The sequence below is a fragment of the Ralstonia mojiangensis genome, assembly GCF_023955645.1.
GTDB lineage: Bacteria > Pseudomonadota > Gammaproteobacteria > Burkholderiales > Burkholderiaceae > Ralstonia > Ralstonia mojiangensis.
Map to the genome: position 1 here is coordinate 524,604 of NZ_JAMXHU010000002.1, position 14,423 is coordinate 539,026.

The following is a 14,423-nucleotide window of genomic DNA, read 5'->3' on the forward strand; positions in this document are numbered from 1 at the left end:
GCATCGCCATGCCCCATATCGTGATTGAAGCGACGGAGCCGCTGGCGCGTCGCATGGACTTTCCCGCGCTGCTGAGCACGATCCACCAGCGGCTGGCCGAAAGCGGCAGCGCACGGCTGACCGATCTCAAGAGCCGCGTGCACATTGCCGGAACGTTTCTGGCCGGCGACGACGCGCAAGCGCAGTTCGTCGTCGCCCGTCTGGTGCTGACCAACCCGCGCCCGGCCCAGATGCAGCGCGCCATGGCTGCAGTCATCCACGACGTGCTGCACGACGCCGTTGCCGCCAGCGCTGACGACGGTGCCTGGTGGCAATGCTGCGTGCTGGTCGAAACGCTCGACCGCACGCTGTACCAGAAGACCGACTCGCGCGCACCTGGCTAGCCCGCTTGTCCCTTCCATACGCTCACAACAACAAACCAGGAGACCGCATGAACACGCACCCACACGCCGGTGCGCTGGCCCAGCCCGCGCCCGCTTCCCCCCTTCCTCCCACCTCGCCCGCACTGCCACACGCCGTGCCTGACGACCCTGCCCTCGATGTCATCTACCGCCGCATCGCCTGGCGGCTGATGCCGATCCTGCTGCTGGCCCAGGTGCTGGCCTACCTGGACCGGGTCAACATCGGCACCGCCAAGCTCCAGATGGCGACGGACCTGAGCCTGAGCGCCACCGCCTACGGACTCGGCGCAGGCATTTTCTTCCTCGGCTATTTCTTCTTCGAGGTGCCAAGCAACCTGCTGCTGCATCGGCTGGGCGCGCGCGCCTGGATCGCACGGATCATGGTGTCGTGGGGGCTGCTGTCGGCGGCCATGGGCTGGGTGCAGAGCACGACCGGGTTTTACGTGCTGCGCTTCCTGCTTGGCGTGGCGGAAGCCGGTTTCTTTCCTGGCATCGTGCTGTATCTGACGTACTGGTTTCCCGCGCACCGGCGTGGCCGCATGACCACGTTGTTCATGAGCGCCACGGCCGTGGCGGGCATTGTGGGCGGCCCGTTGTCCGGATGGATCCTGGCTGCGTTCGACGGGCAGCTCGGGCACGTCGGCTGGCGCTGGATGTTTGTGCTGGAGGGGCTGCCTTCGGCGCTGGTGGGTGTGCTGGTGTTCTTTCTCCTGCCGAGCCGGCCGCGCGAAGTGCGCTGGCTCAGTGCCGATGCGCTGGCCCTTCTGGAAGCCGATCTCGCCAAGGCTGCACCGGCGCAGGAGCGGCTGCATCGCGCGTCGGACATCCTCAACGGCACGGTCCTGCTGTTTGCGCTGATCTACTTCCTGCTGCTGGCAGGGCTGTATGGCGTGAGCTTCTGGCTACCGAGCGTAATTCGCGCTGCCGGCATCGCCAGTACCGTCACGGTCGGCTGGTTGAGCGCCATACCTTATGCGGTCGCCATGGTGGCCATGAATGTGGTGGCACGGCAAGCCGACAAGCGGCGTAACTGGGGCACGCTGGTGGGCTCCTGCGCGCTGGTGGCAGGTGCGGGCTTTTGTGTGAGTGCGTTCACCGTCGACCAGCTTGCCCCCGCGATGGCCGCGTTGACGGTGGCCTCCGCCGGCATCCTGTCGGCGCTGCCGCTGTTCTGGAACCTGCCCACTGCGCGGCTGGACGGCGTGGCGGCGGCTGCCGGCATCGGCTTCATCAACGCGGTTGGCAACCTGTCGGGCTTCGTCAGCCCGTTCGCCATCGGGTGGCTGACGGACCTGACACACACGGCAACCGCAGGCGTGGGGCTGCTGGGCGCATGCGCCATGCTCGCCGGGGCGCTGACGCTCGCGTACGCACGTCGGGGCCGCCCGTCGTGACTTCAAGGTTGCATGCCCGAGGAGGCAGACGCAGGAACGGCACAAGCCCGCGTCGGCCGCCCCATCAAACCGCATCCATCGGCAACTCACGAAAGACGCCCAGCTGCTCCGCAGCCGCCGAATACGCCACCAGGCGCGGATAATCCGCCGCCGGCACGCGGTCCGGCACCATCAACTGGATAAAGGCCCAGGCCACGGCCACCGTCACGCCGGCCTGCGTCAGCTCACCTGCCTCCACAGGCAGCGGCGCGTCCTTCCACTCCGCTTCCAGCGCTTCCAACGCTGCCAGCAACTGGCTGTGCACGCGCTCGACCCAGGGCCCGTGCACTTTCTCGGTGGGGCGCAGGTTGTGTTCATAGACGATCTGAACCGCTTTTTCACACGCGGCCAGCGCAAGGCCGATCACGCGCAACGCGTGCTGGCGTTCGGCAATGGCGGCCGGCATCAGGCTGCGGCCCGCCAGCGTTTCTGCGTAATCGATGATGAGCGTGGAGTCGATCAGCACGGTGCCGTCGTCGCACACCAGGGTGGGCGCCTTGACGACCGGGTTGATGGCGCTGAACTGGTCGAAATGCCGGAAGACGGACACCGACGCGTGCTCGAACGGCAACCCGAGCAGCTTGAGCGAAATGGCCGTGCGGCGCACGTACGGGGAATCAAGCATGCCGATCAACTTCATGAAAACTCCTGGCGAATGTGGGCGTGTTGGTGGTGGCAAAACTCCGGTGCGAAACGCGCGACTGCGCGGGCCCGGATGCACATGATAGACAGCCAGCGCAAAGCGTGCCGGGCGCCTCGGGCACGTTTTCTGCGTGCGCAATGTTGCTTTGAGCCGTCTGATGCCGACGCCGGCCGGCCTCCCCGTTTTCTAGAATGACCGCAACGCGGGTGCATTGTGCGGCCCGCCCCAGAGGAGACCTTATGCCGTTTCTCGCGCATCACCATGACTGCCTCGGGTGGAAGGGTGAGATGGCGCAGCGCGTGCTGGCGTTCGATTGGGCTTCCACAGAACTGGGCCCGATCGTGGACTGGCCGCGCAGTCTCCACGCCGCGGTGCAGATGGTGCTGGCATGCCCGGTACCGCTGGTCATGCTGTGGGGCCGCCATGGCTATATGATCTACAACGATGCCTACGCCGTATTTGCCGGCGGGCGTCATCCGTATCTTCTTGGTTGCCCGGTGGAACTCGGCTGGCCCGAAGTGGCCGACTTCAACCGGCACGTCATGGATGTCTGTCTGGATGGCGGCACGCTTTCGTACCGCGACAAGGAACTCGTCCTGCTGCGCAATGGCCGCCCCGAAGACGTGTGGATGGATCTGTACTACAGCCCGCTGCCCGACGACAACGGCCGCCCGGCAGGTGTGCTAGCCATCGTGGTGGAAACCACCGAGCGCGTGCAGACCGAGCGCGAACGGCAGGCCGCCGAACAGGCCCTGCGCCAATTGACCGAAACGCTGGAGCAACGCGTGGCCGATGCGCTGTCTGCCCGCGCTGAAGTGGAAGCGCAATTGCGCCAGGCCCAGAAGATGGAAGCCATCGGTAATCTGACCGGCGGCGTGGCGCACGACTTCAACAACGTGCTTCAGGTGATTGCCGGCAACCTGCAGTTGCTGTCGGTGGAAGCGCCGGGCAACACGCGCGTGCAGCACCGGATTGCCGCCGCCACGCGTGCCGTGCAGCGCGGTGCCACACTGGCCGCGCAATTGCTGGCATTTGCGCGGCGCCAGCAGCTCTCGCCTGCGGTCGTCAACCCGACGCGGCTGGTCCAGGGCATGAGCGAGATGCTGCACCGTGCGCTGGGCGAAGCCATCAAGGTGGAAACCCGCCTGGCCGACGACTTGTGGAACGTGCAGGCCGACCGCAACCAGCTCGAGAACGCGCTGCTGAACCTCGCCATCAACGCACGCGACGCCATGCGCGGCGGCGGCATGCTCACCATCGCCGCCAACAACGTCACGCTCGACAACACAAAAGCACGAGGGCGTGACCAGCCCGCCCCCGGCGACTACCTCGTCTTCTCTGTCACCGACACCGGCGTGGGCATGCCGCCCGAAGTGGTCGAACACGTCTTCGAGCCCTTCTTCACCACCAAGCCCGACGGCCACGGCACGGGCTTGGGGCTGAGCATGGTGTTTGGCTTCGTCAAACAGAGCGGCGGGCATATCGCCATCGACAGCACGGTCGGCCAGGGCACCACGGTGCAGCTCTACTTCCCACGGTGCACAGAGGCGGCCCCGGACGATGCCGTCGAGCTGCGCGACACCATCGTCACGCCCATGGGCGGGCGCGAGACCATTCTCGTGGTGGAAGACGATACCGACGTGCGCCTGACCGCCGTTGACATGCTGACCCAGCTCGGTTACCGCGTGCTCACAGCCGCCAACGGCGAGGCCGCGCTCGAACTCATGAACAGCGACACGCCCATCGACCTGCTGTTTACCGACGTGATCATGCCCGGCCCCATCAAGGGCGGTGAGCTGTCGATACGCGCCGCGCAACGTGTGCCTCCGCTGCCGGTGCTGCTGGTCTCGGGCTATACGCGTGACGAGGTGCAGCACGACGGCCGGTTGCCGCCCGGTGTGACGTTGCTCGGCAAGCCCTACCGACGTGACGACCTGGCGCGCATGGTGCGCAATGTGCTCACCGCCAACCGCACCGCGCAATCGGTGTCGGCATCAATGGGCCATGCAGTGGCAACCGACGCCTCACAACCGCCTACGGTGCTGCTGGTGGAAGACGACACCACTTCGCGCGAAGCCATGCAGGAGGTGCTCGCCACCTTCGGCCTGCAATGCGTTGCCGCCGCCAACGCCGAAGACGCGCTTGCACTGGCCCGCGCACACCCCGTTCAGGTGCTGCTGACCGACCTCACCCTGCCGGGCCAATCCGGCGCGGACCTCGCCCGCACGCTGCTGCGCCTGCAGCCGCAGGTGAACGTGCTGCTGATGTCCGGCTACGGCACGGAGGCCGAGATTGGCGAGCCCATTGCCGGCGCACGCCTGCTCGGCAAACCCATCGACCTGTTGACGCTGCGGCAGGCGCTGGGGCCGTGGCTCAGCACCAGCATAGGTGCGGCCGACACGCAGGATGTGACGAACGCCGCATAATCGCAGCACCCTGTCACAAACGATCGCGCTCGCCCGTCTAGGGAGCATCATCCCTAGACGACGCCCCGCCATGACCCAGCCCAACCCGCACCACACCCTCCGCACCGACAGCGAAGACACGACCTTCACCGCCGCCCGGCCTCGCCTCTTTGCGATTGCCTATCGCATGCTGGGCAGCCGGGCTGACGCCGAAGACGTGCTGCAGGACGCCTGGATGCGCTGGCACCAGACCGATCAGACCGCACTGCAATCCGCCGAGGCGTGGCTCGTGACCGTCGTCACGCGCCTGTCGATCGATCGACTACGCGCCGTCAAGACCGAGCGCGAAGCGTATGTCGGCTGGTGGCTGCCCGAGCCGCTGGTTGAACCGGAATCCGCCGCGCCCACGCCCGAGGCCGCCGTGGAACTGGCGGGCGACTTGTCGATGGCCCTACTGTGGGTGCTGGAGCGTCTGTCGCCCGAGGAGCGCGCGGCGTTTCTGATGCGCCAGGTGTTCGATCAGGACTACGCAGAGATTGCCGCCCTGCTGGGCAAGACCGAAGCCGCGTGCCGGCAGATGGTGCACCGCGCATCCGACCGCGTGCAGCAGGAGCGCCCGCGCTTTGATGTCGCGCCCGATGCGCACCGGGATTTGCTGGAGCGCTTTGCCGAAGCCTCACGCACGGGCCAGCGCGACGCCATCCGCGCCCTGCTGGCAGACGACGCACAACTGGTGGGCGATGGCGGCGGCAAGGTGCCTTCGTTCATGCGCATCATTCAAGACGCCGGCCAGATCACCAAGATCTACTGCGAGCTGGTGCGCGCCATGGGCGAGGTCCGCTACGTGCACGCCCGCGTGAATGGCGAACCCGGGCTGCTGCGCTACGTCAACGGCACGCTGGAATCGGCCCAGTCGTTCGTCATCGAAAACGGCCGCATTGTGGCCATCTACGTGGTGCGCAATCCGGACAAGCTGGCGCACATCGGCACCCGCGCATAAAAGAAAGCGAAACATTTTTTGGCCGGCCTGTCACAAGCCAGCCGCGCGGGGCGTCTTAAAGGTATGGAGCGACGCACGGCAACAACGCAACGCCTGCCATTGCTCCTGGTCACCAACCCAAACCCTTTAGGAGCCGCTCATGTCGCAAGCCCCCCGCATCGCTTACTTCCAACTCGCACCGAAGGCGTTCAACAACCTGCTGAACCTGTCGAACGGCCTGCGCCGCGACTTGCTGGGCGCCCGGCTGGTCGACCTCGTGCTGCTGCGCGTGTCGCAAATCAACGGGTGCGCTTTCTGCATCGACATGCACTGGAGCGACCTCATCAAGATGGGCGAAGACCCGCGCCACCTGAACGCCGTGGCCGGCTGGCGCGAGGCTCCTTTCTTTACCGAGCGCGAGCGCGCTGCACTGCGCTGGGCCGAGCTGGTCACCAACACCCCGCACAGCGATGCCAGCGACGAAGAATTCGCCAAACTGCGCGAGCACTTCAGCGATGAAGAGATCGCCGAGCTGAGCTTCGTGATCGTCACCATCAACAGTTGGAACCTGCTGAACGTGAGCCTGCGCAACCCGGTGCCGCTGAAGGCGCCGTACGTTGCAGCGGCGTAACAACTCCGGCGCCAGTACAACGATCGCTGTACAGCAGCGCCTGCGTGCCCGCGTAGGCGCTGCACCTACACTCCAGGTTCAGCCGTGCAGAAAGCGCACCATCAGCACTTCATCTGCATAGCCGGTGGTGGACTTGAGCGCGCGCGGCTCCACGCCGTAGGTTTCAAACCCGCAACGCTCGTACAGCGCCAGCGCCGCATCGTTGCCCTGCACCACCGACAACGTGAGCTGCTGGACCAACCCCGTTGCCGCCGCCACGATGCGCTCCACCAGCGCCACGCCCACACCACGCCCTCGCGCTGCCGGCGCCACGTAAAAGCCCCACACAAAACCCTTGTGCGCAAGCTTCGCTATCGTTTGCTGCTTGAAGCCGACCATGCCGATGATGCGTGCGTCGCTACCGGTTCCCGCATAGGCGCCCAGCACGATGGTGGTAGCCAAGCGCTCAGCAAACGCTTCCATCGAGAGCCCGACCTCGGCCTCGTAGGTTGAGCCGAATGCGTCGGGCGAATCCTTGAGCGCAGCCAGACGAATGGCGCGGTAGTCCGCCACATCGGCGGCATTGGCGGGAGAAAGCTGGCGGATGACGACGGCGTTGTTGCTCAGGTTGGCGTTGGACATGGCTGACAGCGCGTGTAGGCAAAAGCGGGCGAGAGCCGCCAGTATCGCGCCAATCACATGCACTAGACCTACAGCGGCGCCTCCGTCCATGAAGCCGAGGGCTTTGTCCGTCAATTGGCCTATGTCGGCGTGCGAACCCGGGTACCTATGCTTCGGGGAAACGCGAGTCAACAGACCGCGACAACGAAAAACCGGGGGGAAGCCATGGCCGAGCTTTTGATCGCCCAAGCGCAACGCAGCAGCAGCGCCCACGCACAGCCGACACCGGCACCGATCCCACCAGAGGCCCCACGGCACGCACGCGGCATGCACGGCGCCGCGCTGGTGATGGCCGCCGCGCTGTCGCTGGGGCTTACCGCCTGCGGTGGCGGCGAAGACGCAACGAACACGACCCCGCCGACGAACAACAACACGCCCGCGCCATCGCCTACGCCGTCACCCACACCGGCGCCTGCGCCTGCCCCGGCAACTTACTCCGTGGGGGGCACCGTCAGTGGCCTTACCACGGGCAAATCCGTCACGCTACTGGACAACGGCGGCGATGCCGTCGTCGTCAGTGCCAACGGCAGCTTTCACTTTCCGACCAAGCTCGCGCAGGGCAAACACTATTCGGCCACCGTGGGCACGCGGCCCTCGGGCGAGAACTGCACTGTCACCAACGGCAGCGGCATTGTGGGTACGAGCAACGTGACCACCATTGCGGTGGCCTGCGCACCGCGGCCGCTGTTCGGCTACGCGGTCAACTCCAACGACGGCACGATCTCCGCCTTCACGCTGGACCTGACCACCGGCATGCCCACTGCCATCGGCGCATCGGTGCCCGTGGGGCAAGGACCGCTTTCACTGACCATCGACCCGGCGGGCAAATACGTCTACGTGGCCAACGCCAACGACAACACCGTCACCACGCTCTCCATCAATGCCGATACCGGCTTGCTCACGGTGGTCGGCTCGGCCACGCCCACGGGGTTGCAGCCGTACAGCATTGCGCGCACGCCCAACGGCAAGTTCGCATACACGGCCAACTTTGGAGACAACACGCTATCGGCGTTCTCCGTCAACACAGGCACCGGCGCGCTGACCGCGCTCGCGCCCATCACCGCCGGCGCTAACCCGTACACCGTCACCATCAACAGCGCCGGCACCTTCGCCTACGTGGTGAATGCCAACAGCGGCGCCACGCCGGGCACGGCCATGGCGTTCGCCGTCAACAACGCCACCGGCGCACTCACGCAGGTGGGCACCACGGTCAACACCGGCAACACGCCGCAGTTCATTGCCGTTGCGCCCAGCGGCGGCTTTGCCTACGTTGCCAACTCCGCCGACAACACACTGGGCGTGTACAGCATCGACAACACTGGCGCGCTCACCGCTTCGGGCTCGCCCGTGGCCACCGGCGTCAACCCGTTCTACATCGCCATCGCACCGTCGGGCGGCTTCATGTACGTAGCCAATGTGCTGGACAACACCATCAGCGTTTTCAGCATCAACCCGGGCAACGGCGCGCTCACACTGGTCGACACCACACCCACCGGCAACGCGCCCGTGACCGTGCTCGTCAACCCCACCGGCACCTTCGCCTACGTGGTCAACGCCGTGGACAACAGCGTCAGCGCGTACAGCATCAACAGCACCACCGGCAAGCTGACCGCCGTCGCAAGCGGGTCTGCGGCCACCGGCAACATCCCGCGCGGGATGGCGATTGTGGCGGTGCCTTGAGGGTGAGCTGAATCGGTTTGCGCGAATGCAAAGCCCCTCGCCACGGCGAGGGGCTTTTTTGTATTCCGGCGTTCACCCATCGGGCCCTGCAGTGCCTGAAAGGTGCTATTTCTGCAGTTTATTAACACCTCTTAATCCAGCCCAGGGCGCGATTCCAATACCATCGCCTAGCCCAGGCCGGCGGCACCTCGAATGACGCGTCATTTGAGTGATGCGAGAACACCGGCAGAGCGCGTTCGCGATACCGCTGCCCATCGTGTTGACCCACTCGACGACATGGGCGCGACGCCGTCCAAGGAACCGTAACGTGGCCAACAGCATCCTCCAGGAACTGGCACAAAGCATGGCGGCACGCCCGAGCCCCCAACGCATAGCCCTGTCGGATGCCGGCACGCTCCAACACCTGCGGGACCACCTGTTTGCGCAAGTCGACCCGCTGCTAGACGGCCCGCCGCCATTGTCACTGTGGGTACTGATCAGCCCGCAGATTACGGACCCGCTTGCCAACGCACGACATCGCAACGAAGCCGTGCCGCTACCCATCGAGCCCGACATCATGCGGCCCGAGCAGCGCCCTTACCTGCTTCCGCTCGGCGACTTCGGCCGCGATGACACGATCGATTTCACGCTCGACCTCGCCTGGGCCGAAGCCACCCGCCATCCTGACAGAGAGACGCGCGGCTCATCGGTTTGCGCATGGCTGGTCTTTCCTGCAGAGCAGGCCCGACACGTTGCGCACGATATAGCGATGCAGGCCAGGCACCGCTGGCCCGGATCACACGCACGCTATCTGCGCCTATGGGATCCGCGCGTATTTGAACTGCTCACCGACGTGGGCGATGCCGAACCGCCGGTGCGATACGCACCCAGCACCAACGGCGTGTGGTGGCTGAACCGTGCAGGCGCATTGCAGCGCTACCCAGCGCCGGCAGCGACTACGCCCTTGGCCGACGCAACATGGCCGGAGACTGCCAAGGCGATGCTGCGCAACAGCGGCACCATCAACGCCGTACTGAACGCATTACAGGACGCCGAACACAACGTCGTGCAGCCTCCATTGGCCGCCGCCATTCTGTCGTTGGTCGAACGCGCAAGCAGCGCGTGGAGCCTCACCAACGAGCTCGACCGCATCATCTACGCCTTGTACGGCGTTCTGATTTCCCCGCAGTTCGATCAAGACACCACCGTGCGCGAGGCCATGCTCGCCGCGCGTGCCCAGGGTGACTCACCCATTGCGGCACTCGCCGGCTTCGACGCAGCGTTCTGGGAGCGACACAGCCATGCCTGACCACGCCAAGCTGCAAAAGGCCGTCGCAGCGGCCAAAGAGAACAATCTGCCAGTGCAGCCGCCCAAGTGCCCGAGTTGCGACAAGTCGGGCCTGACGATGCTTGTGACGCTGTACGCTGCGCTGCCGCCACAGTACTTTCGGCCCGGAGAATCCGATTGGATACAGTTGGCCGACATGCTCGATCAGCAGGGCTACCTCGCTGGCCGGCCGTTGCAAGCATCGCAATATGTGCTGCGCCGCATGCGCGCCGGATGGCTCTATGTCTACTATCCGGAAGACCCCTCGTGGGAAATCTACACCGTGCAGCCCGACGGGCGTATGCAACGCATGGCCCCGGATTTGGCCGGGGCCATGGGCGGTCATCCCGCAACATGCTCGCGCTTGGCCAACACCCCCGATGCACTGCTGCTCACCATCGCCGAGCCAACGAAGCGCCCTACCGCCTGGATCGGCTTCTCGGACGCTCGCTGGACGAAGCGCGTGCGTGACAACGTGGCCAAGGACCCAGCCGCCTTCCACATGAAAAAGATCATGCCGAAGAAGGTGTGCGAGTCGACCGTGATGGCCAACATGGGACCGTTGAGCCTGATTGGCGATGGCCTACTGAAGAACCAGGTGATGGGATTCCAGCAGCGCGTTGACCGTCGCACCTTGCTGGTGGAGGCTTACAGCCGGCCCGCACCGTGCACGGAAGCCTCGCTCTTGAACGTCATGAAGCGCAACAACGCTCCGTACAAGATTGAGGGGCTTCTGTTGCCGCTGGAAGATGACATTGGCATCGCCACGCAGTTGAACTACTACCGCAACTGCGCACTGGCCGACATCATGGGGAATACGGACGGGAAGGGAAAACCGTACACCGATGCCGATCGTGACTTGATGGCCACTGCCGGGTTGATTGAGAGCACGCCGTTTGGAAACCAGAAAGGCAAAGTGGAAGCCATGCTGGATACTCAAGCGTACAAAAAATACCTTGAGAGCTATCACCGATGCGCCGACGCCTCTGCAGATTTCGACAAGCGTTCTGCTGACTACATCGCGTGGATGCAGTTCGTACCGCAGCGGCGGCATCCCGAACTGTTCGACCCGAAGGACAAGCAGATGGGCGCCTTGCTCGGCCACTGCGTCGCCAACATGTTTGAAGGGTGCGGAGTCAGCAAAGACGAATTCGATAAAGTGCTGCTCGCACAGTTGACACTCGACACGGTAAGTGCGCAGCAACTGTTCTGGAGAGGCATTGCCGCCAATCAGGACGATCTCCTGACCTTGCTGTCGCCACATAAAGGAAAAGTGGGTGAAGGCGCCAAGATGTATGTGGAAGGGCGCGAGCAGATCGCCTTCCTCAGTGAAGTACGTGAGCTAAAGAACGAGGCGGCACACCTCAATGCGGAAAGTGCCAAGCGATTGATGCAAGCTGTCGGTGCGCGTGCCCGTCAGTTGCTCAAAGCCAACCCCAAGCTCTACCGTCAGACGTTCCGGCGCATTCAGGCGGCAGCTTTAACTGCAGAAGACGTGGCCTTCATCCAGGTGCCGGGCAAGGGCGGCGCCTCCGCCCTGATTGCCAGCCTGCGCCGAAAGCAAGGCGAAGCTGTCGACAAGGGGCTGAGCGTCGGTACCTCAAAGACGCCCTACAACCGACCGTTGCCCGCCGATGCGGTACCGGATGGCATGAAGAGCCAAGCAGGCGGCAAGATCATGACGAAGGTGCCCAAGACCACCAAGCAGATCGACGAGTATTTTGATGTACTTGGTAAGGAGTGGCGCAAGGGCGAGACGATGCCGGCGCAATTCAACAAGATCGCCGAGATTGCGGATGTTACGCACGCACTGCCCGAACATGAAGTCTTCAAGATGAAGGAAGACCTTTCGCTGACGGGGGCCAAAGTCTACGCCGCCGCGTCAGCAGGACTTGCCGTGCTGCGGATTTTTTCTCTCGCTCAGAGCGTAAACGAGCTTGGCGTCGATATCAGCGAGGCGCAATCCGGTGACGCCAACTGGAAGCGTTTGACGAAAGACCTGATGGAAGCCAGCGCATCGGCCATTGCGATCTGGCAGGCTGGATATGAACTCAAATATGTTGCCGAGCAGATAGCCCATCAGGGCGTTAAGACGGCGGAGTACTACCGACTGTCCGCCATTGCCGGCAGGCTTGTGCTTGCGGTTTCCGTGATCGAAGGCACCGCAGGCATCTTGGATGGAGCCCAACTGTGGCGAGAGGGCGACCGTGTCGCTGGCGGCCTGAAGATGACTGCGGGTGGCACCAGTGCTGCAAGCGGCGCCGCCTACTATCTCTACACGCGCATGGTGGCGAAGGCTGCGTTAAGAGGAATGGCAGAGCGCGCCGCCATTACAACCATGGGTGAGGCAGCCGCAGGCCTGGCTGCTGCGGGCGAAGCAGCCGCGGTGGGGGCGGAGGTGTCGGTTGAGGCTCCTCCGCTTGCCATGTGGATTGGTATAGCTTCTGCAGTCCTGACCGCGACGTCATGGGGCTTCAGCTACCTCGCGGATCACTTCACTACAAGCCCGTTTGAAAAATGGGCGAGCCGCTCGCTGCTCCGCAAGAATCAAACTTCGGATTGGGGAAATGCGTATGCGACAACGCGGCAGCAGCTCGACGCACTGCTGCGCCTGTTTTACTCGGTCAAACTTGAAAAAGCGTCTGCGTTTGGTAACCCAAACGCCATGAAGATTGAGATCCCGGTGTTTGGCGATGCCACCGAGATGGACATCCAGGTCAAAGCCCCGAAGTCTTCCGGACAAGGTGTGATTGCGAGATACCAACTCAATGGTGCGGGTCGGTCAAAGGCGTCCGCCAAGGAATTCCATCTCGAAAACGTGATTCACTCGCCTGCAGCAGCGCAAGTGCACGCCCAGGCGAGCCTAGAAGGTGATGGCTTGTCTATCCTGATCTGGATTGGTGAAGGCTCAAGCCTCCAGGCCAATACGATCAAGAACGCGCTCACAGACGCGATCCTCCCGGGCGCAGGCGTCTATCGCACCGCCAAAGCATTGATCCAGGGCGTACCTGCTGCCGAAGTGCAGTACTGGCCCAACCGCGCCGCATACAAGGACTTCGTGGTGGATGGCCGCTCCGCCGATGAGGTAGCAGAAAGCAAGGAAAAGGAGCCTGCCCATGGTTAAGAGGTGGCATGCGTAAGCCGTCTGATCTTTCACCGTACCCTGCTGCTTCTGACGGCTCGCAACCGTTGATGCAGGGCGAACTGCCGCGCCATAGCGATGCCACACCCCAAGCCCCACCGCGCAGCATCGTCAAGCTTGACTCCCGCTCCATGGTTTGGGCCTACGACGAGATCGCCTCCGACGTCGAAGCACTCAGCGCCTTTATGGCGCTTGCCTTGCTATTCATGCTGGCGTTCATCGTGCCGGCGTCGATACTCATCATCCTTGACGACAAGCAGCCCTGGTCGGGCCGACTCATCATGGGCGCGATCGCGGCCGTGCTGACTCCGGGCTTTGTTGCCGGAATCATCTATTTGCTCAAAATCAGCCTATTCAGCCGATACGCCGACCTGCACTTCAACCGAAAGGCGCAGAGCGTGTACACGCAAGAGGGCAAGATCGCCGTTCGGCTGGACTGGAACCATGTGCGGCCATTTGCGTCAGCCGTGCCCGGGCCGCTCACTATGGGTGCGCTCCCCGCCTGGGCCTTGACGTTGGTGGAGTTCAGCGCAGGCGCATCGCCGCGGCCGATACAACGCCTGCAGGTGCAAGGCATCCTGCCCGATCGCGATGCGTGCCAGCGCCTCTGGGAGCTCATTCGACGATACATGGACGAGGCGCCGGAACAGGTACCTGAACTTGAGGTGGTACGCGGTGGCCGTACGTGGCAGAGCGCACTGCTCGACTTTGGGCCGATGCGCGAAGTCAGCCTCGCCGATTCGTCAGAGGAGATGGAAGCCGGTGTCATCGGGCGCTTACGCAAGCGTAACTGGTGGCCAGTCATCGGACCATTTCGCATCTTCTGGTGGACCGCGTTCTGGCCGGGACCGCTGTCGACGATTCTGTACGAGCGTTTCCGGCGCGAAGCGCTTCTGCCCGCCGCGTGGACGGCAGAGGAAGCGCCGACAGCTGGAGAAGCGAACCCATACCGCTTCCGAAGCCAAGCCTCCGACGAACGCGCGGGCCGACGGAAGGCAACCTGGATCATCGGTACTGTGTGCACGGCCTGTATTGCGGTCGGCGCGAGCGTATGGGCATTCGCATTCCACGTTGCTTTTCAGTCATTCTTGGCGGAAATCTGGAGTGAACTCTTTCACAAGCTTTAAGAAACTAAGCAACGCA

General features: G+C 63.9%; 11 protein-coding genes. 9 read left to right on the top strand and 2 right to left on the bottom strand.

Annotation, left to right across the window (positions count from 1 at the left end):
• The first annotated feature begins 8 nt into the window (after positions 1-8).
• The gene (locus NG898_RS09215) at positions 9-383 is read left to right on the top strand and encodes a 5-carboxymethyl-2-hydroxymuconate Delta-isomerase (protein WP_252692039.1); all 375 of its coding nucleotides are present in this window, start codon (positions 9-11) and stop codon (positions 381-383) included.
• Between the two features lie 47 nt (positions 384-430).
• Entirely contained in the window at positions 431-1,795 is a 1,365-nt protein-coding gene (locus NG898_RS09220; RefSeq protein ID WP_252692040.1) for an MFS transporter, read from the top strand.
• 64 nt (positions 1,796-1,859) lie between these two features.
• Here the strand turns inward: NG898_RS09220 and NG898_RS09225 are convergent, their stop codons facing one another.
• Positions 1,860-2,474 carry a glutathione S-transferase gene (locus NG898_RS09225; protein WP_252692041.1) on the bottom strand — a complete coding sequence of 205 codons (615 nt, stop codon included), beginning with the start codon at positions 2,472-2,474 and terminating at the stop codon, positions 1,860-1,862.
• A gap of 242 nt (positions 2,475-2,716) precedes the next feature.
• Between NG898_RS09225 and NG898_RS09230 the strand changes: the two genes are divergently transcribed.
• From NG898_RS09230 to NG898_RS09240, 3 genes are all read left to right on the top strand, one after another.
• Positions 2,717-4,903: a response regulator gene (locus tag NG898_RS09230; RefSeq protein WP_252692042.1), complete on the top strand. Its 2,187-nt coding sequence runs from the start codon at positions 2,717-2,719 to the stop codon at positions 4,901-4,903.
• Positions 4,904-4,973: 70 nt separating this feature from the next.
• Entirely contained in the window at positions 4,974-5,882 is a 909-nt protein-coding gene (locus NG898_RS09235; RefSeq protein ID WP_252692043.1) for an RNA polymerase sigma-70 factor, read from the top strand.
• 139 nt (positions 5,883-6,021) lie between these two features.
• Positions 6,022-6,492: a carboxymuconolactone decarboxylase family protein gene (locus NG898_RS09240; RefSeq protein ID WP_045205052.1), complete on the top strand. Its 471-nt coding sequence runs from the start codon at positions 6,022-6,024 to the stop codon at positions 6,490-6,492.
• A 78-nt stretch (positions 6,493-6,570) separates the two neighbouring features.
• On the opposite strand, the gene NG898_RS09245 is transcribed toward NG898_RS09240, so the two are convergent.
• Positions 6,571-7,113, bottom strand: coding sequence for a GNAT family N-acetyltransferase (locus NG898_RS09245; protein ID WP_252692044.1), 543 nt, complete (start codon positions 7,111-7,113; stop codon positions 6,571-6,573).
• Positions 7,114-7,317: 204 nt separating this feature from the next.
• Between NG898_RS09245 and NG898_RS09250 the strand changes: the two genes are divergently transcribed.
• The 4 genes from NG898_RS09250 to NG898_RS09265 all read left to right on the top strand — a co-directional run bounded on the left by NG898_RS09250 (position 7,318) and on the right by NG898_RS09265 (position 14,407).
• On the top strand, positions 7,318-8,832 hold the full coding sequence (locus NG898_RS09250) for a lactonase family protein (protein WP_252692045.1): 1,515 nt from the start codon (positions 7,318-7,320) through the stop codon (positions 8,830-8,832).
• A 307-nt stretch (positions 8,833-9,139) separates the two neighbouring features.
• Entirely contained in the window at positions 9,140-10,120 is a 981-nt protein-coding gene (locus NG898_RS09255; RefSeq protein ID WP_252692046.1) for a hypothetical protein, read from the top strand.
• Positions 10,113-13,262: a toxin VasX gene (locus NG898_RS09260; protein WP_252692047.1), complete on the top strand. Its 3,150-nt coding sequence runs from the start codon at positions 10,113-10,115 to the stop codon at positions 13,260-13,262. Before NG898_RS09255 ends, NG898_RS09260 begins: the two co-directional genes overlap by 8 nt.
• Before the next feature lie 8 nt (positions 13,263-13,270).
• A complete protein-coding gene (locus NG898_RS09265; RefSeq protein ID WP_252692048.1) occupies positions 13,271-14,407 on the top strand; it encodes a DUF6708 domain-containing protein in 1,137 nt (378 codons plus the stop codon).
• The last annotated feature ends 16 nt before the right edge of the window (positions 14,408-14,423 follow it).